Annotated in this window: 20 protein-coding genes; 12 read left to right on the forward strand and 8 right to left on the reverse strand. The window is 67.1% G+C overall.

Annotation, left to right across the window (positions count from 1 at the left end; translation table 11 throughout):
* The first annotated feature begins 275 nt into the window (after window positions 1-275).
* From ABZ942_RS15010 to ABZ942_RS15025, 4 genes are read left to right on the forward strand one after another with little or no spacing between them, the layout of a single operon-like run.
* Window positions 276-1,946: a CocE/NonD family hydrolase gene (locus ABZ942_RS15010; protein ID WP_357382126.1), complete on the forward strand. Its 1,671-nt coding sequence runs from the start codon at window positions 276-278 to the stop codon at window positions 1,944-1,946.
* Complete coding sequence (locus ABZ942_RS15015; protein ID WP_357382128.1) at window positions 1,943-3,319, forward strand: M20/M25/M40 family metallo-hydrolase; 1,377 nt, start codon at window positions 1,943-1,945, stop codon at window positions 3,317-3,319. Before ABZ942_RS15010 ends, ABZ942_RS15015 begins: the two co-directional genes overlap by 4 nt.
* Window positions 3,316-4,350, forward strand: a complete 1,035-nt coding sequence (locus ABZ942_RS15020) for an alpha/beta fold hydrolase (protein ID WP_357382130.1) — start codon at window positions 3,316-3,318, stop codon at window positions 4,348-4,350. Before ABZ942_RS15015 ends, ABZ942_RS15020 begins: the two co-directional genes overlap by 4 nt.
* Window positions 4,351-4,359: 9 nt before the next feature.
* The gene (locus ABZ942_RS15025) at window positions 4,360-4,812 is read left to right on the forward strand and encodes a 6,7-dimethyl-8-ribityllumazine synthase (RefSeq protein WP_357382132.1); all 453 of its coding nucleotides are present in this window, start codon (window positions 4,360-4,362) and stop codon (window positions 4,810-4,812) included.
* A gap of 3 nt (window positions 4,813-4,815) precedes the next feature.
* Here ABZ942_RS15025 and ABZ942_RS15030 read toward each other — a convergent pair whose 3' ends face one another.
* Both ABZ942_RS15030 and ABZ942_RS15035 read right to left on the reverse strand, forming a co-directional pair.
* Window positions 4,816-6,270: a metallopeptidase gene (locus ABZ942_RS15030; RefSeq protein ID WP_357382134.1), complete on the reverse strand. Its 1,455-nt coding sequence runs from the start codon at window positions 6,268-6,270 to the stop codon at window positions 4,816-4,818.
* 134 nt (window positions 6,271-6,404) lie between these two features.
* The gene (locus ABZ942_RS15035) at window positions 6,405-7,349 is read right to left on the reverse strand and encodes an endonuclease/exonuclease/phosphatase family protein (protein WP_357382136.1); all 945 of its coding nucleotides are present in this window, start codon (window positions 7,347-7,349) and stop codon (window positions 6,405-6,407) included.
* 946 nt (window positions 7,350-8,295) lie between these two features.
* Here ABZ942_RS15035 and ABZ942_RS15040 point away from each other — a divergent pair.
* The gene (locus tag ABZ942_RS15040) at window positions 8,296-8,574 is read left to right on the forward strand and encodes a hypothetical protein (protein WP_357382138.1); all 279 of its coding nucleotides are present in this window, start codon (window positions 8,296-8,298) and stop codon (window positions 8,572-8,574) included.
* A gap of 68 nt (window positions 8,575-8,642) precedes the next feature.
* On the opposite strand, the gene ABZ942_RS15045 is transcribed toward ABZ942_RS15040, so the two are convergent.
* Complete coding sequence (locus ABZ942_RS15045; RefSeq protein ID WP_357382140.1) at window positions 8,643-9,284, reverse strand: cysteine hydrolase; 642 nt, start codon at window positions 9,282-9,284, stop codon at window positions 8,643-8,645.
* 10 nt (window positions 9,285-9,294) lie between these two features.
* The gene (locus ABZ942_RS15050) at window positions 9,295-9,621 is read right to left on the reverse strand and encodes a hypothetical protein (RefSeq protein ID WP_357382142.1); all 327 of its coding nucleotides are present in this window, start codon (window positions 9,619-9,621) and stop codon (window positions 9,295-9,297) included.
* A 112-nt stretch (window positions 9,622-9,733) separates the two neighbouring features.
* Here ABZ942_RS15050 and ABZ942_RS15055 point away from each other — a divergent pair, with 112 nt between their 5' ends.
* A complete protein-coding gene (locus tag ABZ942_RS15055) occupies window positions 9,734-10,087 on the forward strand; it encodes a helix-turn-helix domain-containing protein (protein ID WP_357382144.1) in 354 nt (117 codons plus the stop codon).
* A 52-nt stretch (window positions 10,088-10,139) separates the two neighbouring features.
* Here ABZ942_RS15055 and ABZ942_RS15060 read toward each other — a convergent pair whose 3' ends face one another.
* Window positions 10,140-10,781, reverse strand: a complete 642-nt coding sequence (locus ABZ942_RS15060) for an NAD(P)H-dependent oxidoreductase (RefSeq protein ID WP_357382146.1) — start codon at window positions 10,779-10,781, stop codon at window positions 10,140-10,142.
* 167 nt (window positions 10,782-10,948) lie between these two features.
* Here ABZ942_RS15060 and ABZ942_RS15065 point away from each other — a divergent pair, with 167 nt between their 5' ends.
* Window positions 10,949-11,353, forward strand: coding sequence for a helix-turn-helix domain-containing protein (locus ABZ942_RS15065; RefSeq protein ID WP_357382148.1), 405 nt, complete (start codon window positions 10,949-10,951; stop codon window positions 11,351-11,353).
* Between the two features lie 197 nt (window positions 11,354-11,550).
* Here ABZ942_RS15065 and ABZ942_RS15070 read toward each other — a convergent pair whose 3' ends face one another.
* The 3 genes from ABZ942_RS15070 to ABZ942_RS15080 form a co-directional block, all read right to left on the reverse strand.
* On the reverse strand, window positions 11,551-14,562 hold the full coding sequence (locus tag ABZ942_RS15070; protein WP_357382150.1) for a bifunctional [glutamine synthetase] adenylyltransferase/[glutamine synthetase]-adenylyl-L-tyrosine phosphorylase: 3,012 nt from the start codon (window positions 14,560-14,562) through the stop codon (window positions 11,551-11,553).
* 79 nt (window positions 14,563-14,641) lie between these two features.
* Window positions 14,642-15,982 (reverse strand): glutamine synthetase family protein, encoded by a 1,341-nt coding sequence (locus ABZ942_RS15075; protein ID WP_107655058.1) that lies wholly within the window; start codon window positions 15,980-15,982, stop codon window positions 14,642-14,644.
* A gap of 95 nt (window positions 15,983-16,077) precedes the next feature.
* Window positions 16,078-17,610 carry an alpha/beta hydrolase gene (locus ABZ942_RS15080; RefSeq protein WP_357382152.1) on the reverse strand — a complete coding sequence of 511 codons (1,533 nt, stop codon included), beginning with the start codon at window positions 17,608-17,610 and terminating at the stop codon, window positions 16,078-16,080.
* 414 nt (window positions 17,611-18,024) lie between these two features.
* On the opposite strand from ABZ942_RS15080, the gene ABZ942_RS15085 reads away from it, so the two are divergent.
* From ABZ942_RS15085 to pip, 5 genes are all read left to right on the forward strand, one after another.
* Window positions 18,025-18,948, forward strand: coding sequence for a family 43 glycosylhydrolase (locus ABZ942_RS15085; RefSeq protein WP_357382154.1), 924 nt, complete (start codon window positions 18,025-18,027; stop codon window positions 18,946-18,948).
* 144 nt (window positions 18,949-19,092) lie between these two features.
* On the forward strand, window positions 19,093-19,950 hold the full coding sequence (gene panB / locus ABZ942_RS15090; RefSeq protein ID WP_357382156.1) for a 3-methyl-2-oxobutanoate hydroxymethyltransferase: 858 nt from the start codon (window positions 19,093-19,095) through the stop codon (window positions 19,948-19,950).
* 20 nt (window positions 19,951-19,970) lie between these two features.
* Complete coding sequence (locus tag ABZ942_RS15095; protein WP_357382157.1) at window positions 19,971-20,810, forward strand: phosphotransferase; 840 nt, start codon at window positions 19,971-19,973, stop codon at window positions 20,808-20,810.
* 76 nt (window positions 20,811-20,886) lie between these two features.
* On the forward strand, window positions 20,887-21,345 hold the full coding sequence (locus ABZ942_RS15100; protein WP_357382159.1) for a hypothetical protein: 459 nt from the start codon (window positions 20,887-20,889) through the stop codon (window positions 21,343-21,345).
* A complete protein-coding gene (pip, locus tag ABZ942_RS15105; protein ID WP_357382161.1) occupies window positions 21,345-22,322 on the forward strand; it encodes a prolyl aminopeptidase in 978 nt (325 codons plus the stop codon). Before ABZ942_RS15100 ends, pip begins: the two co-directional genes overlap by 1 nt.

Here is a 22,322-nt window from a genome sequence, read left to right on the forward strand (position 1 = left end):
CGGGCCGCAGTGAACACCGGATGGCATCCACCCGGCGGCTCGGCAACAGCTCGGCAGGCCCCGCACCCCCAACCCCGATGGTCGCCATCGACCAGCCCCGCCGACCGACGTGCGCGATGGCGCCGCCGACAGGTGCAGGACACACCGAGGGAGAGGTGTCCGGCGAGAAGTCCGGCACGAGGCAGCGCCCCCGCTGCTCAGCGCTGGGTGCAGTCAGGAACGGACCACCCCGGTTCCAGGGGCTGGACGGTGGTCCGGGCACACTCGATAGTCCTATGGTGAGCGAACGGAACGTCCTGGTGCGGGCGCTGTGTGGGTTGCTGCTTCTGGTGGGGCTGGCTACGCCGGTGACTGCGACGGCGGAGCCACTCGGTGTGCCGTTTCAGTGGAAGCAGGCGTTCATCGATGCGCCGGATGGCACTCGATTGCATGCGGACGTGCTGCGGCCGGAGGGTGTCGCCGATGACGTACGTACGCCGGTGATCCTTACGGTCAGCCCGTATCGGGCGCACCTGGCTTATCTCAGTGAGCCGCGGCTGGCCGGTGGGCCGTCTACCGACAATCTGCAGGCAGACATGCTTCTGCGGGCCGGGTACACCTACGTCATCGTCGATCTGCGGGGTTTCGGTGGGTCGTCCGGTTGTCCCGATTTCGGTGGCCCCGGGGAGCGGTCCGACGTCGCGACAGCGGTGGAGTGGTCGGCGAACCAGCCGTGGTCGACCGGGAAAGTGGGGATGTTCGGCGTCTCGTATGAGGCGTGGACCGGGCTGATGGGGCTGGCAGGGAAGCCGAAAGGGTTGGCGGCCGTCGCGTCGTTCGAGCCGGTGGTCGATCCGTATTCGTATCTGTATATGCAGGGTGTGGCGTGGAAGTTCTCCGGGAAGCCGATTACCGAGAATGGTGTTCGCCCAGCGGATTTCGCGGGCTTTGAGCACTTGCTGATCGCGTCGACTCCGGGCCGCCCGGACGATTCGCCCGAATATCAGGCTGACGCAGCACAATTGCCGCTGCAGTGTTATCAGCAGTATCTGGCCGATATGACCAACCACGACGGCAACTCCCCCTTCTGGCGCGACCGCGATCTCATTCCTCGATTGCGCGGCAATACGATTCCGCTGTTCCTCGGCCAGGGTTTCGTCGACTACAACACCCGCCCCTACCGGGTATTCGACCTGTGGAACGGTCTCGGTCCCGGCGAGCACAAGGCGTGGTTCGGTCAGTGGGGTCACCGCACCTGCCACGACAAGTGCGACACACCGAATTTCGATACCGAGCTGCTCGCGTTCTTCGACAAACACGTCGCGGGCCGTGACGTCCAGGTGCCGGGAGCACGGATCACGGTGGGCCAGTTCGACGGTCGCTGGCGCGCCGAAACCGCTTGGCCGCCTGCCGATGCCGCCCGGGTGCCGGTCGAGTTGCGCCCCGGCGGTTACACCGATCGCGGCCTGCTGCCGGGACAGGATCGCGAATTCTGGTCCGTCTCCGAACCTTTGACGCAGGACCAGCACCTGTCCGGCCTACCGTCGGTATCGATGCACGTGAACGGGCCCGCCAACGCCACGGTCGCCGTGGAGCTCTACGACATCGGACCCGATCAGCTGGCCACCGTCATCACCCGCGGCATCGCCCCGGTCAGCGCAGACACCGCCGAAGTCCGCCTGCTGGCTCAGGATTGGCCGATCCCGGCGGGCCACCGAATCGGCGTACGCATCACCGACGTCGTCGACGACGTGTGGTCGCACTCCCCCGCCTTCGCCCCGGTCACCGTGACCGAAGCCCATCTCGAGCTCCCGATGCTGACGACACCGCGCACCCCGGACCTGCCCGGCGGAGTCACCGAGGGCATCGTGAAGTGGCGAAACGAAAAGACCATACCGGTGCGCCCGGACATGCTGAACAATGCAGTGGTGTCCATGAATTTGCCGAACCGCACCGGTAACCGATGACGGACCCCGTCGACGATCGCACCGCCGAGCGCCTCGCCGTCGCATTGCGCTGCGCAACGGTGTCCACGGACAAGCGCGGCGAGGTCGATGACCAGGCCTTCGCGCAGCTCTCCGCACACCTCGAGCAATCCTTCCCGCTGGTGCACGCCGAGCTCGAGTTGGAGCGATTCGGCCACAGCAGGCTCTACCGGTGGCCGGGCATCGAGCCGACGGGTGTCTCCGCGATCCTGCTCGCCCATCAGGATGTGGTCCCGGTCGACGACCCGCATCGGTGGACCCATCCGCCGTTCGCGGGCGTGGTCGACGACGAATTCGTCTGGGGCCGTGGTGCGATCGACGACAAGAGCCGGGTGCTCGCGATCCTGGAGGCCGTCGAATCGGCCCTCGCCGAGGGAATTCGACCGCGGCGCACCATCTTTCTCGCCTTCGGCCATGACGAAGAGGTGTTCGGCGACACCGGCGCGGTGCACATGGCGGACCGCCTGCGCGAGCTCGGCGTGCACGCCGAGCTACTGCTCGATGAGGGCGGCATGATCACCGAGGGCGTCGCCGACGGATTCGATCGGCCGGTCGCCAACATCATGCTCGGCGAAAAGGGTTATGCGACAGTGCAACTGTCGGTGACCGAGGTGGGCGGGCATTCGTCCATGCCGGGCAAGCAGACCGCGGTCGGCCGGATCGCCCGCGCGGTGAGCCGCATCCAGGATCATCCGATGCCACTGCGGATGACGCCGGTGACCGCCGACATGCTGGCCCGGTTGCGGCAGTACATGCCCTCTTCGCGCCGCCGCCTGCTCGGCGTGGCCGGTATCGCCGCACCGCTGATCATCCGGCTGATGGCGATGCGGCCGGAGACCGAGGCGATGGTGCGCACCACCACCGCCCCCACCGTCATCCGCGGCGGCGTGAAGTCGAACGTGCTCCCCCAGCACGCCGAGGCATTCGTCAATTTCCGTATCCTGCCCGGCGATTCGGTCCATTCGGTACTGGAACACTGCCGGAAGGTGGTGCGCGACAACGGTGTTCACATCGAAGCCGAAGGCATGGCCTCGGAACCGACGGTGAACACCCAGCCCGGTCCGGCGTTCGAAATGATCGCGGATATCGCCAGGGCCATGGTGCCCGGCACCATCGTCACCACCGGCATCGTCCCCGGCGCCACCGACTCCCGGCACTACCACGACCTCGCCGGCACCCGCTGCAACTTCGCCCCGATCGTGCTCGGCGAACGCGATCTGGCCTCGATCCACGGAACCGACGAGCGCCTGTCCCGTCTCAACTACGCTCGACTCATCGAGTTCAACCGCAGGCTGATCGCGCACTTCGCGCAGTCGCCGAACACCGCGCCGCAGACATCAGGAGCCGATGCATGACCGCCGAGCCCGAGCCGACCGGAAATCCTGAGCCGGCGCCCCCGGTCGAGCCGACCGTCGCAGCGAGCATCGATGCCGCGCCGGGCGACAGCACCGAGCCGCAACCGAACACCGCCGCCCAGCCGCAACCCAGCGCCGAGCCGCGAACAGCCACCGTCGAATCAGCGACCGGCGGCGATGCGGCCACCCCGCAGATCCACACCAAGACCGGCCGATTCGATGGCACAGGCAGCGGGATCGCCTGGCGCGCATGGCTTCCCGACTCTCCCGCGCGCGCCGTAGTCGTCCTCGTACACGGTGTAGCCGAGCACTCCGGCCGCTACGTCTACGTCGGCCAACGCCTCGCCGCCGCCGGATTCGCGGTCTACGCCCTCGACCACATCGGCCACGGCAAATCTGCTGGCAGCAAGGCGAATATCGGCTCGATGGATGGTGCCGCAGACAACGTGGCCGCGATGCTCGACATCGCGACCCGCGAACATCCCGGCGTGCCCCGCTTCCTGATCGGCCACTCGATGGGCAGCCTCATCACACTGCACCTGGCCACCCGCGCGCCGATCGATGTCGCGGGCATCGTGCTCTCCGCGCCGCCGCTGGATATCTCCGCGGGCAATGCCGTGCAACGCGCACTCGCGCCGATCCTGTCCAGGCTCACCCCGAATCTCGGTGTGCTCAAACTGGATTCGTCCCACATCAGCCGCGATCCCGCGGTGGTCCGCGCCTACGACAACGACCCACTGGTGTTCCGCGGCGCGCTCCCTGCTCGCACCGCCACCGAGATCCTCGACACGACCGTTCTCGTCAAGGGCCGACTGGACAAGCTCACCGTTCCGGTGCTGGTGCTGCACGGCACCGCCGACGCACTGGCCGCACCCTCCAGCACGGACGTCATCGAGCGGGACGCGGGCTCGAAGGACCTCACCGCGATCCGCTACGAGGGCCTCTACCACGAGATCTTCAACGAACCGGAGAAGGACAAGGTGCTCGGCGACGTGCTGGACTGGCTGGAAACGCACATTACCGGCAAGTAAGATTCGGGGATGGGAACCACCGGATCCGTCGCGTTCATTCGCGCCAGCTGGCACAGCGCCATTGTCGGCAAGGCCTACGAGGGCTTCACCGCGGAGTACGCCGACCTCGGCTACGACCCGGCCGCCGTCGAGGTCTTCGACGTGCCCGGCGCGTTCGAGATCCCGTTGCACGCGCAGCGCCTCGCCCGTTCGGGCAAGTACGCGGCGGTCGTCGCGGCGGCGCTGGTCGTGGACGGCGGCATCTACCGGCACGATTTCGTCGCGTCCGCGGTGATCGACGGCCTGATGCGAGTGCAGCTCGATACCGATGTCCCGGTGTTCTCGGTGGTGCTCACCCCGCACCACTTCCACGAGCACAGCGAGCACGTCACGTACTTCACCGAGCATTTCGTGACCAAGGGAGCCGAGGCTGCCCGCGCGCTGGCGACGACGCTCAACTCCCTGCGGTCACTGCCGGTGTAGCGGTCACTTGTAGCGAGACAGGCAGACCTGCTCGCCTTCCAGCACGCCGGTGCGGAACGCCTCCACGCGCTGATACCCGCTCGGCACCACTTTGCCGTTCACGTCGCTGGCGGCAAGCCCCTCGCTGAGCAGTTCGGAGACGGCCTCGTCGAGGTCACCCGCCGACAGGCGCGGGTCGCTACGCGGCTCGCTCAGCTTGGTCGTCACCACGCCGGACAGGCAGGCCGTGCGCAGCCCGGCGGTCTCCGGGCCGGTCAGGCCCAGCTTGCGATCGTTCTGCACCGCAAGGACATACCGCGATACGAAGATGATGAACGCGTTGTAGTCGCCGTTCACCGCCGCCGAGAGCGGATCCTCCTCGCCTTTCGCCGGTGCGCCGCGTTTGGCGAGTGCCCGCACGTCGGTACCGATCTTGTTCGCGCCGGGACAGTACGAAACCGGTTCGGCGGCAGTGACATTCGAGCAGCTCTTCACGATGCCCGTGTAATCGAACTGCGGCTTCTTGCTGATCGGGAAGATGGTGGTCAGGGCCTGACTCACGCTGTTCAGCGACTCGGCGGTCACCGGAAGCTGCTCGAACTCCTCGCCCGGCTCGAACGACACGGGCAGCGTGCCGCGTCGCTGCGCGATCTGCTGCGAGGTGATCGACTTACAGCCCTGGGCACCGTCGGAGTAGCCGATCTGCACCGCCGTCACCCGCTCGAATGCCGAACCGTGTGCGTTCTTCGGATCGCTCGGATCCTGATCGCGAATCGCCACCGTCGCACCGAGCACCGCGTTGAGTCCATCGGTGGTGTTCAACGTGAAGTGCGCCGAATTCCCTTCCGCCACATGGCGTAAGAACACTCCGGCCAAGCAGTCCGCCTGCTGCTCCAGCACCAGCGTCGGCGTCCGCATACCGGCGAGCCTGGCCTGTCCCTGAATGGCATGGCCGTATTCGTGCGCGAGCACCATCACCACGGCCATCTCGCCGAACTTCTGCACCACCGCGGGCAGCAGCACGCCGCGATCCCAGCCGATGGTGTGGTCGAGACTGCAGTAGGCAGCGTTCACCACGTGATACGTGCTCTCGCCGCAGAATTGGATCGCCTGCTGCCGGGGCGCCTTGGCATCCCAGGAGTTGAACACGGACACCGGCGTGAACGTGCCGGGAAAGTTCTTGGAGTAGGCCGCAGTCCAGAACTCCTGCAGATCGGCGATCGTGTTGAGCGCGAGTTTGTCGAACTTGCCGCCGTCACCGTTGATCGCGGTGAGCGGCGCGTCCGGCACGCCCTTGCGCGGCCCGTTCGGACCGGTGGCCGTCATCGATCCGGCGACTTCCCACATGGTCTCGGCACTCGGCGCCTTGCCATTCGGCGCGGGCGGATTCTGCGCGCCCTTGCCACATCCGGCCGATACCGCGCCGAATAGCACGAGCACGGCGACCACACCGAGCCGCAGCCGTTGCGTACTGATCATCTACGGGCCTCCCCGACTACCGGTGCGCGCGGGCCGTCGCGCGTTCACACGGTAATCGCCGCGCACCCCGCGCGCGCATCACAATCGGGCGAAAACCTACGCGCAGTGCCCCGTACATAACCGTGCCTGTGAGATCAATTCAACCGCACTCGCGCAATCAACGCGCGGTGATCGGAGCCGGGAACACTCAGCGTGTGCACCTGCTGCGCCGTCGCATCGGCGAGCAGGATGTGGTCGATGCCGATGATCGGGCCCCAGGACCGGTCGTTGGGGAAGGTCGGCAGTAATCCGGCACCCACCTGGTCGGCGGCCGACTCGAAGCGGCCACGCAGCAGTTCGCGATATGCCGCGTGATCGCGGGTCGCGTTGAAGTCCGCGCCGACGATCGCGGGACCTTGTTGCGCGTCGAGGATTTCGCGGATCCTGGGCATCTCCACGAGCCAATCGGCGAAGTTGAACGGAGGCGGGATCGGGTGGAAGGCGAACACCGTGATCGGTCCGCGCTCGGGATGATCCATGATCGCGGACACCTGGTTCAGGATGAAGCCGTCGTATTTCTTGGTGTCGCGCAACGGGTATCGGCTGTAGATGCCGGTGCCACCGCCGCCGTCGGCCGTCGGTTGGAGGTAGGAGTACGGCAGCTGCTCGGCGAGGCCTGCGGCGGCCAGCCGGTCGACCGCGCCCTTCGTCAGCTCGTCCACGGTCAGCACGTCGATCCGGTTTTCCCGCACCGCCCGCAGCACCGCGTCGACGTCGGCCTGCCCGAACAGCAGATTGGACTGCATCACCATCACCTCGGGCCCACTCGCCGCGCGCCCCTCGGGCACGAACGCGGGCACCACCGTCCACGCCACCACGCCGACCAGCACCGCGGCCACCCCTGCACTGCGCCACCCCTGCGCGATCAAAAAGATCACCAGCCCGACAACCGAGCCGATCATCAGATACGACGCCCCCGACTGGAGCAGGACCAGCGGCTGATATTGCCACGCCCCGAAATGCAGCACGACCCCGGCGAGCCCCGCCGCCAGCGCACACCATCCCGCCCCGAGCACTACCCGTTCCAACCAATTCGGCATGCCCCGACCCTAGGTGGCAGTTGTGGAGAACCTGTATGCCGACCGTGCAGGTCCCGCGTCTGCGTGATCAGCGCCACCCGACGGGCGTTCGCCGAGTGCCTGCCCCTCCGCTACCGGTGGAGCCGCCCGCAATAGTGCCAATCTCGTACTCGCCATTTGGATAGGTATACGTATCGGGAAGTGCACCTAAAGATTTCCCAAGGTGATCAGCTCAATGAGCTGAAGACCTATCCACGTTTTCCTGTGAGTAGTGCTGGGCGCGTCGTGTGCCGTACCCGACTTTAGGTGCACGTCAGGCGCGTGATGTCGCGTTCCTGAGGTGGTCATCTGGCTGTGGTTGCGTTACAAGCGCTTTGGACAAGAGAGATGGTCAGCGGCGGTTTTCCGTGCTCGCCCCCACCCGTCCGGCGTCCCCCGGCCGGTACTACCGAAGATCTGCACTCTCACTCGGGATCTGCACTCGGAATAGGGCCCTAGAGTCGGTGCATATCCCGAGTCAAGGTGCAGATTCCGTTGCCCGCGTGGTGAGTTGGAGACCGATCACCGTTTGTGGGAGCCGCTCACTCTGTATACCCGGTGTTCGGGTTACACAAAGGGTGAGCGGCTGGGTTCTCGCCCGGTGATCGGGCTGTGGTGGCGTTCGGAGAGCTTCGGTGAGCGGCAAGGGGGCGGCGGGCTGGTGCGGAAGAGGGGCGGGTCGGTGCAGGGAAATGCCGCGCCGATCTTCAGGATTGCGGTGGGGCCGGTGGGCGGTGCAGGTGGGTGCGCAGGGTGGCCGTCAGACTCGGTTGCCGACTGGGAAGTGTTGGTGGCCAACAGGACTCCGTTCACACGGGTGAGCTGTGGGGCTGGCCGAGGCGGCGCATATGAAGGCCGGCCACGATCAAGTGCCGTCGATAATGAATGCCGCCGCTTAACATGGGTCGCAGGCGATGGAGGAGGCCGGATGTACGTCGAAGAGTTCCGTATCGCGGGCCCGCTCACCGCCGAGAGCGCCGAAGAGCTTATCGAGGTGTTGATCGGATATACCTCGCGAATCACTGTCAGCAGCAACGGACGCAGCGTGAACGCACCCTTACTGCCGACGTGCGTGGACGTGCTGCGACTGCGCGCAGGCAGCGTGGTGACGGTGACCGTCGAACACGGCCACCATCCGGAACTCGACGAGGACCGCCAGGCCATTCGTGATTTCGTCGACCGCTTCCAGGAACTCACCGCCGGGTAGTCCCAAGCTCACAGGCACATCCCTCGTCCCCACAGCGGATCGATGTGGGGTGCCTGTGAGCTGGGGAGTTAGCGCCGGGTCATCAGATCGATCAGGGTGGCGGTGTCGGTCATCAGTGATCCACCCGCGAATTCCAAAGTGGCGTACGATCTTTGCGCTGCCATCGGGTGTCCGGCGCCGCACGCGTCGGTGACCATGATCGGCAGGTATCCGAGGTCGAGGCTGTGCCGGACGGTGGGTTCGATCCCGACCTCCATCGCGATGCCTGCGATTGCGTAGGAGTCGATTCCGCAGTCGCGCAACGCGATATCGAGCGGCGTGGCCGCGAAGGCGGACATGGTGATCTTGTCGAAGACCACCTCGTCCGTGTTGGGGGTCAGCTCCGGGGCGAGTTGGTATTGCGGCGAGCCCTGCGGAAAGCTGGCGTGCAGCTCGTCGAGGTCGGCCACCCGCTGCCATTGCATGGCGGTGCGCAGCTGGGCGACGCCGGACGCGGCGATCGGCAGCGACACGTGCCGGGTGTAGAAGACCCGGAACCCGTTGGCCCGAGCGGCATCTCGCAACTGCACGCAAGCCTGCACGATCTTGTCACCGTCGGGGATCTGACCGACGATGCCGACCTGCATGTCATAGATCAGCAATGCCATCCGCGTCGGATCACACGCGTCCGCCACGGTTTCCGGAATGCTGAGACCGAAGCCGTTTCGCATGGCAGCGCCCTCACTTGGTTCGGTCGTAGGGCTCGGCGACGTCGACCTTCGGATCCATCAGCGCCTCCAGCGGCAGCGGGGCCTGCACCGGGACGTAGGTCCACTCGAGGTAGCCGGCCTTGGTGAGCGGGAAGTCGGCGACGTACTTCTGCGCCTCCTCGACGCTGTCCACCTCGAACACGATCACCACGCCCGGCTCGTCGGCGCGGGCGTAGTTCTCCCGCACGATGCCCGCCTTCCACAGCCGCCACACATTGGCGACCTCCTCGGGCAGGTACGGGTTGATGGTCTCCATTGTCACGCCGGGCTTGAATCGGTCGAAAACGATGACCTTCATAGGGATTCGGGCTCCATGTCTGCAGTAGGAATGCGGTATTCCCATCCATGGAATCGCGATGATTACAGTGTTACAAGAACGCACTTTTTAGTGAGTACCCGAAAGGCGTGCAATGCCCGAGAAGCGCTATCACTGCGCGGTGGAGGTAACCGTCGACCTCATCGGCGGCAAGTGGAAGCCGGTGATCCTCGCCCACCTCAAGGAAGGTGTGCGGCGCTACGGCGAGCTGCGCAGGCAGATGCCGACGACCAGCGAGAAGATGCTCGTTCAGCAGTTGCGTGAACTGGCAGCCGACGGGCTGGTCCGCCGCACCGTCTTCGACACCGTGCCGCCGCAGGTCGAATACGACCTCACCGACGAAGGTTGGAGCCTCGTTCCCGCCCTCAGCGCGCTGTACGAGTGGGGCGAAAAGCGCGCTGAGCGAACAGGTCTGCTTATCGAGCCCGCGCCCTCGGTCACGAACTAGCTCGGCCGCATTACCCACGCCGCACACGTGTCAGTGCGGCGGTGGGGTGGCGTCAGGCGGCGCGGGTGGGGCCGAGGGTCGTGGCGAGCTGGCGCGCCTGCTCGTGTGCGGCGGCCAGCGACGCCTTGTGCAGGGGAAGTAGCGGGGCGAGGGCCGCCTCGTGCGGGGCCATGGTCAGTTCGGGGATCACCGCGGTCACGTTCAGGCCCAGGATGCCGCCGCCGAGGACGGCCTCGAGCGTGGGCACCACGAAGTCCAGGCCGTGCTTGGGAGTGCCGGGGCCGTAGCCGCCGCCACGGGGCGAGATCAGCACGGCCGGGCGGCCCGCGGCCGGGGAAGCGCCGGAGAAGAAGAGGGTGCGGTCGGTGACGATGATCTGGTCCAGCCACGCCTTGAACACCGACGGCATCGACAGGTTGTACATCGGCACGGTGAACAGGTACGCGCCCGCACCGAGGAACTCCTCGATCAGCTCGTCCTGGAAAGCGGCGGCCTGCGCCTGCTCCGGGGTGTGGTGGACCGGGTCGGCGCTGCGGGCGGTGATGCCCGCGGCGTCCAGGTGCGGCACCGGGTTCGCGGCGAGGTCGCGGTGGACGACCGGGCCCTGCCACTGATCGCGGAAGGACACCGCGACCTGGCGGGAGACCGAGGCCGCACCGGGCGAGGAGGAATCGATGTGCAGCAGATACGACATAGCGGTTGTTGCCTTTCCTGGATGCGAGCGGAGGAGGTCAGGGGCTCGGCCCCGACTTCATCCACTCGACCTCGATTCATACTATTTGTTCGTAGCGACATGATGCGTCAGAATCGAGGGCGGTACAAAAGGCACACCGGTGTGCGCGACGGAGAGGAATGGGCGCTATGCAGGACAACGCTGGTGTGGAGATGGCGGCCGCGATCGGGCCGTGCGCGAACATCCCGGCCGACCACATGCCCTTCATCCGGCAAGTGCTGGACCGGGTCGGCGACAAATGGAGCATGCTGATCGTCGCCATCCTGCAGGACGGCCCCGTGCGCTACACCGACCTGCAGCGCCGGATCCCCGGCATCTCCCAGCGCATGCTCACCCACACCCTGCAGCAGCTCCAGCAGGACGGCCTGATCACGCGGACCGCCTACGCCGAGGTGCCGCCGCGGGTCGAGTACGCACTCGCGCCCCTCGGCCACGGCCTGCACGACATCGTCATGCAGTTGATCGGCTGGGCCGCCGACCACTACGACGAGATCCGGGCCAACCACGACCGCGCCGTTTCGCCCCGGTCCTGAACGGCGAGCCGCGACATCACGCCGACGACGCCGCGGCCGTCAGCTCGACGACGGCGCCGCGGCCGTCAGCTCGAACGCAACCATGCCCCGCAGCAGCTAGCGGACATCGGCTCGGCCGCAACCGTTTTCGGTGCGCATAAGCCCGGATGCACTGGCAGGCAACGAACTCGGATGCACCGCGGCCCCAGCGCCCGCGTTCACTGCCCGAATACCCGCTCCACCACCGCTTTTGCTCGCCTGGTGACGCGCATGTAGTGATCGAGGAACTCGCTACCGTCATCGTTGGGCCAGCCCGCCACCCGGGCGACCGCGGACAACAACCGCCCAGGCCCGGGCAACTGGTCGGCAGGTTTGCCGCGCACCAAGACCAGCGCGTTGCGGGCCTTCGTCGCGGTGAGCCAAGCGTCCCGCAGCAGCGCGACATCGGACGCGTCGAGCAGCTTGGTCTCCTCGATCACGTTGAGCGACTCCAACGTTGACGTGTTGTGCAAGCCGAGGACGTCGTGCGCGTACCGCAGCTGCATCAGCTGCACCGTCCACTCGATATCCGCGAGACCGCCGCGACCGAGCTTGGTGTGGGTAGCGGGATTGGCGTTGCGCGGCAGTCGTTCGGCGTCGATGCGAGCCTTGATCCGCCGGATCTCGCGCACCGCTTCGGTCGATACCCCACCCTCCGGATAACGCACCTTGTCGATGACGTGCAGGAAGCGCACCCCGAGCTGCTGGTCACCCGCCACCTGATGAGCCCGCAGCAGCGCCTGCACCTCCCACGACTGCGCCCACTGCTGGTAGTAGGCGTCGTAGGCCGCCAGCGTGCGGACCAGCGCGCCGTTGCGCCCCTCGGGGCGCAGCCCGGCATCCACCAGCAGCGGCGGGTCGACGCTCGGTGCGCCGAGCAACTTCTGCACCCTGTCGGCGACGCTGCTCGCCCACTTCACGGCCTTGGTCTCGTCCTCGCCCGGGCGCGGATCGCAGACGAACAGCACGTCCGCGTCGGACCCGTAGCCGAGTTCCTTGCCGCCGAGCCTGCCCATGCCGATCACCGCGAAGTCAGCGGGTGCGGGCGCGCCCATTTCGGCCTCGCTGGCCCGAATCACCGCCGCGAGTGATGCTTCCAGCACCGCGACCCAGACCGAGGACAGCGCCCGGCAGACCTGTTTGACGTCGAGCATGCCGAGCAGATCCGCCGACGCGACGCGGGCCAGCTCGTGCCTGCGCAGCGAACGTGCCGCCGCCACAGCGCGTTTCGGGTCGTTATAGCGTCCGGCGGCCCGCATGATCCCGCGCGCAACATCTTCCGGCTGCGGGCTGAGCAGCAGTGGGCCGCCCGGCCCGTCGGCGTACATCCGAATGGTGTCCGGCGCGTTGATCAGCAGATCCGGCAGGTACTCCGAGGAGCCGAGCACGATCATCAGCCGCTGCGCGATGGCGCCCTCGTCGCGCAGTTCGCGCAGGAACCAGGTCTGATCGCCGAGCCCCTCCGACACCCGCCGGTAGGCGAGCAGGCCCGCGTCGGGATTCGGTGTCTCACCGAGCCATTCGAGCAGCGTCGGCAGCAGCAGCGCCTGGATCCGGCCCTTGCGCGACACTCCGCTGGTGAGTGCTTTGAGGTGACCGAGCGCGTGTTCGGGCGCCTGATAGCCCAGCGCGGCCAGCTGCCGGACCGCCGCGTCCGGACTGAGCCGCAGCGCTTCGGGTTCCAGCTTGACTACCGATTCGAGCAGCGGACGGTAGAACAGCTTGGCGTGTAATCGCCGCACCCGTACGGCATTTCGGCGGATCTCGTTGGCCAGCACGCCGACCGCGTCCTGCCTGCCGTCCGGCCTGATGTGCGCGGCGCGGGCCAGCCAGCGCATGCCCTCCTCGTCGTCCGAGGCGGGCAGCGTGTGCGTGCGCCGCAGCCGTTGCAGCTGCAGGCGGTGTTCGAGCAGCCGCAGGAACTCATACGACGCAGTGAGATTCGCGGCATCGTCGCGGCCGATGTAGCCGCCGGCGGCCAACGCGGTCAGCGCCTCGACGGTGCCCTGCACGTGCAGCGACTCGTCCACCCGGCCGTGCACCAATTGCAGGAGCTGGACGGCGAATTCGACGTCGCGCAGGCTGCCGTGTCCCAATTTCAGTTCGCGCTCGCGCATGTCGGCGGGGACCAGGTCTTCCACCCGGCGGCGCATCGCCTGCACGTCGGCGACGAAGTCGGGGCGCTCGGAGGCGGTCCACACCATCGGCATCAGCGCGGCTTTGTACTCCTCGCCGAGTTCGAGGTCGCCGGTCATCGGCCGGTTCTTCAGCAGCGCCTGGAACTCCCAGGTCCGTGCCCACCGCTTGTAGTAGGCGACATGGGAATCCAGCGTGCGCACCAGCGCGCCCGCCTTGCCCTCCGGCCGCAGCGCCGCGTCGACCTCGAAGTAGGCGGCGCTGGCGACGCTCATCATCTCGGCCGCCAGCCGGGTCGCGGTGGCGTCGGCGGGTTCCGCGACGAACACCACGTCGACATCGCTGACGTAGTTGAGCTCGCACGCGCCGCTCTTACCCATGGCGATCACCGCGAGCCGCACGGGCACCGGCCCGTCCTTGCACACGCGAGCCACCGCCACCGACAGCGCCGCGGTGAGCGCGGCGTCCGCCAACGCGGTCAGATGACGACCGACCACCTGGTACGCCAGTACCGGTTCATTCTCGACGGTCGCCGCGAGATCGAGCGCCGCGAGCAGCATCAGCTGATCGCGATACCGCTTGCGCAGCAACGCGACCACCTCGGGTCCGGACTCACCGGCCCGGAACAGCAGCCCGCCCGGGACGGGCCCTTCCTCCGGCACCGCGTGCACCGCGTCGAGCAGATCGGCGATCAGTTCGTCGCGCCCCGGCAGCTCCTTGCGGCGCAAGATCTCCCAGGCCGCCGGGTCGACGACGAGATGGTCGGCGAACGCGCTGGACGAGCCGAGCAACGCGAACAGCCTGCCGCGCAACGCCGTTTCCGACCGGATCGCCGAATCCAGTGCGGCCCAATTGTTTTCCATCCGCTCGCGCAGTTTGACCAGCGTGCTCAGCGCCAGGTCGGCATCGGGCGCACGCGAGAGCGCCCAGAGCACGGGGATACTTTCGACGTTGTCCCAGCCCAATTCGTGCAGCGAGGCAGCGGCGGAGGGCTCGAGCAGACCGAGCCGACCGACGCCGGGGACCGCGGAGCGGGCAGTCGGTGGCCGGACCATAGGTCTCAAATTACATGGTCGCGGCTAACGACTCGCCCGTACCTGGACATACGTTCGGTTGCAGAAACGCGCCTTTTCGCTACAGCCCGAGATATTCCTTGAGCTCGTACGGCGTCACCTGGCTGCGGTAGTCGGCCCACTCCCGGCGCTTGTTGCGCAGGAAGAAGTCGAACACGTGCTCGCCGAGCGTCTCGGCGACCAGTTCGGACCGCTCCATCGCCTGCAGCGCCTCGTCCAGCGTGCCGGGCAGCTCGCGGAAGCCCATCGCGCGCCGCTCGGCGACGGTCAGCGACCACACATCGTCCTCGGCCTCCGGCGGCAGCGTGTACCCCTTCTCGATGCCGCGCAGACCGGCCGCGAGCAGCACGGCGAAGGTCAGGTAGGGGTTGCAGGCCGAATCTGGGCTGCGGATCTCGACGCGGCGCGAGGAGGACTTGTTCGGCGTGTACATCGGCACCCGCACCAGCGCGGACCGGTTCGACCGGCCCCACGAGGCCGCGGTGGGCGCCTCGCCGCCGTGGATGAGCCGCTTGTAGGAGTTCACCCACTGGTTGGTGATCGCGCTGATCTCCGGTGCGTGCTCGAGAATGCCCGCGATGAACGCGCGCGCGGTGCTGGACAGGTTGATCGGGTCGTCCGGATCGTGGAAGGCGTTCGCCTCGCCCTCGAACAGGCTCATGTGCGTGTGCATCGCCGAGCCGGGGTACTGGGCGAACGGCTTGGGCATGAACGTCGCGCGCACGCCCTCGTCGATGCCGACTTCCTTGATCAGGTAGCGGAAGGTCATCACGTTGTCGGCCATGGACAGCGCGTCGGCGTAGCGCAGGTCGATCTCCTGCTGGCCCGGCGCGCCCTCGTGGTGGCTGAACTCGACCGAGATGCCCATCGACTCCAGCGCGTCGATGGCGTGGCGGCGGAAGTTGGGGGCCGAGTCGTGCACGGCCTGGTCGAAGAAGCCGCCGGAGTCGGCCGGGATCGGCTGCGAGCCGTCCACCGGGCCGTTCTCCAGCAGGAAGAACTCGATCTCGGGGTGCACGTAGCAGCTGAAGCCGACGTCGGCGGCCTTGTTCAGCTGGCGGCGTAGCACGTGGCGCGGGTCGGCCCAGGACGGCGAGCCGTCGGGCATGGTGATGTCACAGAACATCCGCGCGGAGTGCTGGTGGCCCTTGCTCGTCGCCCACGGCAACACCTGGAAGGTCGACGGATCCGGGCGGGCGACCATGTCGGCCTCCGACACCCGGGCGAAGCCCTCGATGGCCGAGCCGTCGAAGCCGATGCCCTCCTCGAAAGCGCCCTCTAGCTCGGCCGGAGCGATGGCGACGGACTTCAGGTAACCCAACACGTCGGTGAACCAGAGCCGCACGAAGCGGATATCCCGCTCTTCGAGCGTCCGCAGCACGAATTCCTTCTGGCGATCCATGTCCGCGAGAGTAAGCACCCGGCGTTAAATCCGTGTTACATACACGCTGAGTGTGTTGTGCTTGTTGCGCGAAAAAGACATCACCGGCCGCGCGGTCAGCAGGTGAGGCCCGGCTTCGGATCTGTCAGATCGACCAAATAGTCGATGACCGCGTTATCCACGCAGGTGGAACCGCCCGAGAGCGCGATCGTGTGCCGGTTGCCCTTGTAGGTCAGCAGTGAGGCGCCGAGCTGCGCGGCCAGGTCCACGCCCGCCTGGTACGGCGTCGCCGGGTCCTCGGTGGTCGACACGACCACCACCTTCGGCAGCCCGGTCACCGTGATCCGGTGCGGCTCACTGGTATTCGGCACCGGCCAGACTGTGCACTGGTCCAGCGGGGCCGCGCCGGTGCCGCGACCGTCGTCCAGGAACGGCGCCGCCTTGCGGTATTCCATGTCCTGCCTGCCGGTGATGCCGCGGTCGCTGACGCGCGGATCGTCCACGCAGCGAATGGCGTTGAACGCGTCGGTGGTGTTGCTGTAGGTGCCGTCGTCGCGGCGGCCATCGTACAAATCGGCCAGTTGCAGCAGGGTGTCGCCGCGGCCGTCGCGCAGTTCGGACAGGCCGAGGGTGAGCACCGGCCACAGGTCGTTGGTGTAGAGGGCTTGGCGCACGCCGGTGAGCGCGTCACCGTAGTTGAGGCCGCGCGGGTCGGTGGTCGGTACGGTCTTGTCCCACAACGGGTTCACCAGGGCGCGGAAGCGCTGCACGGTCTGCGTCTTGTCGGTGCCGAGCGGGCAGTCCGGCTTGTTCGTGCAGTCCGCGGCGTAGGCGTCGAACACCTTCTGGAAGCCCGCGGCCTGCCGCAGCGACTCCTGCACCGGGTCCTGCGCGGAGTCGACCGCGCCGTCCAGCACGAGGGCGCGCACGTGGTCCGGGAACTTCTCCGCGTAGGCCGAACCGATCTTGGTGCCGTACGAATAACCCAGGTAACTGAGCTTCGCGTCGCCGAGCGCCGCCCGCATCACGTCCATGTCCTGCACCACCTCGCGGGTGCCGACGCGGGCGAGGAAATCCTTGCCGGTGTGTTCGGCGCAGCGGTCCGCGTACTGCCGATTCTCGTTCTCCGCCGCGGCGATGCCCTCGGGCGTGTTGTCCTTCTGCGGTTCGGCCCGCTCGGCGTCCTGCTCCTTCGCGGTCTCGCAGACGATGGCCGGAGTGGAGGAGCCGACACCGCGCGGATCGAAGCCGACCCGGTCGAAGCGCTCGGCCAGCGGGGACTTGTTGCCCAGCGCCGACATGGTCAGGCCCGACTCCCCCGGCCCGCCGGGATTCATCAGCAGCGAGCCGATCTTCTTGCCGGACGCCTTGATCCGGGAGACGGCGATCTGCGCGGTCGGCCCGTCCGGGGCGGCGTAGTCGACCGGCACGGTGATCCGCGCGCACTGCGCGGTGGGCGCGAAGCGATCGTCCGCGGAGCCGAACCCGGTGCAGGACCCCCACTGCACGGTCTGGGTGTAGAACTTCGTCAACTCGGCGGGTGACGCGGGCATCGGCCCCGTCGGATGACCGTTGACCGTGCACCCCGCCGCCACCAACGCCAGCACCGCCACCATCAGCGCACCGCGCCCACTCCGAACCAAAGCCATCCACTGATAGTGGCAGCTCAACAACTCGACGAAGACAACGCACCGGTCATAAGCCCAACCGCGCCTCCGCAGCGGGCAACGACGACGTGACGTAGGGAGCGTGCTCCTGACGCATGCGGCAACCTGCGTCAAGAGGATGTTCGGTACGTCAAGTCCTCATCGTGGGCGTGTGCTCGAAGCGGAATGTGAAATGGGGTTGGGTATTTGTCGGGGCGGGTGGGGTGTTCGGAGTATTCGTTGCCGAGCGGTCTGTGGATGGAAAGTTTTCTCGGTTTTATTGAAGTGGCTGACTGGCATTCAGGTGTTTTGTCCTTTTGCGATTGACGCGCTAATGTTCCGGCGAATTCCATCTCGGCTCACCTATCGGAAGGTGCACTCTTGCGCGCGTACCGGAGGGCAGGACTCCTTTGTGTGGTGACGGCTGCGCTCGTGCTCGGCGTGGTGTCGCCTGCGGTATCGGAGGCAGCGACGGCGCCGGAGCGGGTGAAGGCCGGGGAGTTCACCAAGGTCTATGATCCGACCACAAATCTGTTGGGGCAGTGGTACATCAACGATCACACCTTCGTTTTCCACAAACCCACCAACACCTGGCACATGTTCGGCATCACCCACGTCGAGCCCGCCGACCCGGCCACCGAAGTCGTCTTCGCGCACGCGATCGCGCCGAGCCTGCACGGTCCGTGGATGAAACAACCGCCCGCCCTGCACGCCGATCCCGCCTACGGCGAGCGCCACCTGTGGGCACCACACATTGTTTTCGCCGACGACACCTATTACATGTTCTACGCCGCAGGACCGGACGGTAGTAACTCCGCGATAAATCTCGCCACCTCGACCGACCTTTATCACTGGGTCCGCGAACCGAGCGGCTCACTGTTCACCGACGGCTACGACGCCCGCGACCCGATGGTGACGCGCGTCAACAACCAATGGGTCATGTATTACACAGCGACCTGGCCGCAATCGCGCGGACATCACGTCGTCGCCTACCGCACCAGCACCGACCTGCGGCACTGGCAAGAAGGCGGCGTGGCCTACACCGACCCGACCGTCGGCACCAGCGGCGGCAACACCGAATCACCCTTCGTCGTGCACCACGGCGAGTATTGGTACCTCTTCATCGGCCCACGTCCCGGCTATGTCGGCACCACTGCGTTCTACAGCGACAACCCGCTCCATTTCGACCCGGACAATCGCGCCGGTCAGATCGACGCGCACGCCGCCGAGGTCATCGACGACCGCAACCACTACTGGGTCAGCTCAGCGGGCGACAACCAGGGCGGCGTCTCGATCGCGCCGCTGATCTGGTACTCCGAGCCCGACGCCGCGGGCAACTGACCCCCGGTCACCTCCCCTGATGTGACCAATTGCATCGGTCGCGAACCTTAATACGGCCCGGCTACAACTGGCACACTGGAATTCGTCAGACGAACCCGGGGACCCGAATGGGCCCCGAGGAGACACCAGACGAAAGGGACGAAGATGTCCGTATCCGATTCGGAAACCCCTGCCTACGGTGCGGCGCCCAGCCAGCCCAAGAAGGCTATGCGCAAGACCCGGGTGCAGCACCTGCAGCAGATGAAAGCGGACGGCCAGCGCTGGGCCATGCTCACCGCGTACGACTATTCCTCGGCTCGGCTGTTCGAAGAAGCCGGCATCCCGGTGCTACTGGTCGGCGACTCCGCGGCGAACGTGGTCTACGGCTACGACACCACGGTGCCGATCACCGTGGACGAGCTCATCCCGCTGGTCCGCGGCGTGGTGCGCGGCGCACCGCACGCGCTGGTGGTGGCCGACCTGCCGTTCGGCACCTACGAGTCCTCCGCGCAGCAGGCGCTGGCCACCGCGACCCGGTTCATGAAGGAGGGCCAGGCGCAGGCGGTGAAGTTCGAGGGCGGCGAGCGGGTGGCCGAGCAGATCGCGCTGATCACCTCGGCGGGCATTCCGGTGATGGCGCACATCGGGTTCACCCCGCAGAGCGTCAACACCCTCGGCGGGTTCCGCGTGCAGGGTCGCGGCGACGGCGCCGAGCAGCTCATCGCCGACGCCATCGCGGTACAGGAGGCCGGCGCGTTCGCGGTGGTCATGGAGATGGTGCCCGCCGAGTTGGCCGCACAGGCCACCCGCAAGCTGACCATTCCCACCGTCGGCATCGGCGCCGGCGTGGAAACCGATGCGCAGGTGTTGGTCTGGCAGGACATGGCCGGATACACCAGCGGCAAGACCGCCAAGTTCGTCAAGCGGTTCGGCAATGTCGGCGATGAACTGCGGACCGCTGCGGCGGCCTACGCTGATGAGGTGGCCCGGGGCACCTACCCCGGGCCCGAACACAGCTTTTAGATCGACGCCATGGAGTAACGATGACCGGCCGAGCAGTGCACGCCCCCGCCGCACTGCTCGGCCAGCCGCCCGAACCATTGCTCGATTGGGCGGCAAGCGTCCTCAAGGCGCACGAGGTCGAGGTGACCGGCGCGCCGACGATCACGCGCCGTCGCGCCTGGTCGCTGATCGCTCGCATCCCGACCGAAACCGGTCCGGTATGGGCCAAAGCCAACGCCCGCGCCTTCGCTCACGAGGGCCCGCTGCTCCAGCTGCTCGCCCGCCTGCGTCCCGATAGCGTGCTGGAACCCCTTGCGGTGCAAGAGGAGCACGGCTGGCTGCTGAGCCCGCACGGCGGCGACACCGCACGTGATACCGATGCCGAATGGTCCGGGCTGCTCCGGTCCTACGCCGACCTCCAGCAGTCCGTCGCCCCGCACGTCGATGACCTGATCGCGACCGGCACGCCTTACCTGCCGCCCGCTCGGCTCGGCTCGATCTACCGGCATTTCGAGCCGCGCGTGCCCGGCCTCGCGCACCGCATCGAGCAGGCCGCCGCCGAACTGGCCGAATACGGCAGGCTGACCATCGAACACAACGACGTCCACCCCGACAACGTCTTCGTGGATTCCGGTCGGCTCTTCGACTGGGGCGACGCCGTGATCACCCACCCCTTCCTCTCCCATCGCATCCTGCACAGCCCGCACCGCCACGACTACTTCGCGCGCTGGGGGCAGGTGTCCGCCGCCGAGATCCGCCTCGCCGAACGCCTCGCCCCGTTGATCGCCCTCCACCCCTGGCGCACCATCGACACCTCCATCCCCCGCTTCGCGCGCTGTGTCGAAGCACTGCTGGACGAGCTGCGCATCACCTTCCGTTAGCCACGCAGTCCGGGCCACGGTCGCGAATCAATGGCAGACTCGATGCGGACATTCGCGATAAGAAGTAGAGGTACCGATGCCGCACAGCCGTTGGATTTCCCGCAGCACGCTGCTGCTGGCGGGCGTTTTCGCCGCCGCAGCACTGACCGCATGTGGAGGCGAGTCGAACCCGGCTCCGACCGGGAGCTCGGGCTCGACAACGGGCTCAGCGACGGCGACCACCAAGCCGGGCGGCACCGCGGGCACGAACAAGCCGGGCACGCCGCCGGTCATCTCCGATGCCGCGTCCGCTCAGCTCTGCGACATGATCAAGCCCGAGCTATCCAACTGGCGCGTGCAAGGCCCCACCCTCGGCAAGATCGGTCTCAACGCGCTGGTGCACGAGTGGGCGCTGCGCAACGGCGGCATCAACGGCGCGGTGCTGGCCGACAAGCCGATTGTGGACCGGCTCACCACCAAGAGCTGCCCCGACGTGCACCAGCAGGCGATCGAAGCGCTGGAACTGCCCGACCTGGCCTCCGGCCTGGCCTTCTGATGGGCGGCACACAGTTGCGGACGCTGTACCCCGAGCTCGAGGCGTACGACTCCGGCAAGCTCGACGTCGGCGACGGCCAGTCGATGTACTGGGAGGTCAGCGGCAACCCCGACGGCAAGCCGGTGGTCTTCCTGCACGGCGGTCCCGGCGGCGGCACCTCGCCGAGCCAGCGGCGGTTCTTCGACCCGGCGGCCTACCGGATCGTGCTGCTCGATCAGCGCGGCTGCGGACGCTCCACCCCGCACCTGGCCGACGACCCGAGCCTGGCGACCAACACCACCCAGCACCTGATCGCCGACATCGAGGCGCTGCGTACCCATCTCGGCATCGAGCGCTGGCAGGTGTTCGGCGGCTCGTGGGGTTCCACCCTCGCGCTCGCTTACGCCCAGACGTACCCGGATCGGGTGACCGAGCTGGTGCTGCGCGGCATCTTCCTGTTGCGCCGCAAGGAAATCGACTGGTACTACAACGGCGCCGCTGGCTACGTGTATCCCGACGAATGGGAGAAGTACCTCGCGCCGGTGCCGGAAGCCGAGCGCGGCGAGGACCTGGTCGAGGTCTATCACCGGCTGCTGCACTCCGCCGACGAGGAGGTCGCGCTCGCGGCCGCCATCGCCTGGTCCACCTGGGAGGGTGCGACGAGTTCGCTGCTGCCGCAACCGGATCGGGTCGCCGAATCCGCCGATCCCCGGTTCGCGCTCGCGTTCGCGCGGATCGAGAACCACTACTTCCGCAATCACGCCTTCCTCGACGAGGGGCAGCTACTGCGCGACGCCGACACCATCGCGCACATTCCGACGGTCATCGTGCAGGGCCGCCACGACATCGTCTGCCCGACAGTGAGCGCCTGGGATCTGCACAAGGCCCTGCCCGGTTCGGAGCTGCATATCGTCGAAGACGCCGGACACGCCTCCTTCGAGCCGGGAATCACGCATCATTTGATCGAAGCCACCGATAGATTCGCGAAGGCGGGATAA

Source organism: Nocardia sp. NPDC046473, from assembly GCF_040645995.1.
Taxonomy (GTDB): domain Bacteria; phylum Actinomycetota; class Actinomycetes; order Mycobacteriales; family Mycobacteriaceae; genus Nocardia.

Bases quoted from the DNA above. Each gene is read 5' to 3' on its own strand.
- ABZ942_RS15030 (WP_357382134.1), bottom strand. From the start codon at position 6,270: ATGATCAGTACGCAACGGCTGCGGCTCGGTGTGGTCGCCGTGCTCGTG.
- ABZ942_RS15055 (WP_357382144.1), top strand. From the start codon at position 9,734: ATGCCCGAGAAGCGCTATCACTGCGCGGTGGAGGTAACCGTCGACCTC.
- ABZ942_RS15095 (WP_357382157.1), top strand. From the start codon at position 19,971: ATGACCGGCCGAGCAGTGCACGCCCCCGCCGCACTGCTCGGCCAGCCG.
- ABZ942_RS15020 (WP_357382130.1), top strand. From the start codon at position 3,316: ATGACCGCCGAGCCCGAGCCGACCGGAAATCCTGAGCCGGCGCCCCCG.
- ABZ942_RS15075 (WP_107655058.1), bottom strand. From the start codon at position 15,982: ATGGATCGCCAGAAGGAATTCGTGCTGCGGACGCTCGAAGAGCGGGAT.
- ABZ942_RS15050 (WP_357382142.1), bottom strand. From the start codon at position 9,621: ATGAAGGTCATCGTTTTCGACCGATTCAAGCCCGGCGTGACAATGGAG.
- ABZ942_RS15065 (WP_357382148.1), top strand. From the start codon at position 10,949: ATGCAGGACAACGCTGGTGTGGAGATGGCGGCCGCGATCGGGCCGTGC.
- pip (WP_357382161.1), top strand. From the start codon at position 21,345: ATGGGCGGCACACAGTTGCGGACGCTGTACCCCGAGCTCGAGGCGTAC.
- panB (WP_357382156.1), top strand. From the start codon at position 19,093: ATGTCCGTATCCGATTCGGAAACCCCTGCCTACGGTGCGGCGCCCAGC.
- ABZ942_RS15070 (WP_357382150.1), bottom strand. From the start codon at position 14,562: ATGGTCCGGCCACCGACTGCCCGCTCCGCGGTCCCCGGCGTCGGTCGG.
- ABZ942_RS15015 (WP_357382128.1), top strand. From the start codon at position 1,943: ATGACGGACCCCGTCGACGATCGCACCGCCGAGCGCCTCGCCGTCGCA.
- ABZ942_RS15035 (WP_357382136.1), bottom strand. From the start codon at position 7,349: ATGCCGAATTGGTTGGAACGGGTAGTGCTCGGGGCGGGATGGTGTGCG.
- ABZ942_RS15040 (WP_357382138.1), top strand. From the start codon at position 8,296: ATGTACGTCGAAGAGTTCCGTATCGCGGGCCCGCTCACCGCCGAGAGC.
- ABZ942_RS15060 (WP_357382146.1), bottom strand. From the start codon at position 10,781: ATGTCGTATCTGCTGCACATCGATTCCTCCTCGCCCGGTGCGGCCTCG.
- ABZ942_RS15100 (WP_357382159.1), top strand. From the start codon at position 20,887: ATGCCGCACAGCCGTTGGATTTCCCGCAGCACGCTGCTGCTGGCGGGC.
- ABZ942_RS15080 (WP_357382152.1), bottom strand. From the start codon at position 17,610: ATGGCTTTGGTTCGGAGTGGGCGCGGTGCGCTGATGGTGGCGGTGCTG.
- ABZ942_RS15045 (WP_357382140.1), bottom strand. From the start codon at position 9,284: ATGCGAAACGGCTTCGGTCTCAGCATTCCGGAAACCGTGGCGGACGCG.
- ABZ942_RS15010 (WP_357382126.1), top strand. From the start codon at position 276: ATGGTGAGCGAACGGAACGTCCTGGTGCGGGCGCTGTGTGGGTTGCTG.
- ABZ942_RS15025 (WP_357382132.1), top strand. From the start codon at position 4,360: ATGGGAACCACCGGATCCGTCGCGTTCATTCGCGCCAGCTGGCACAGC.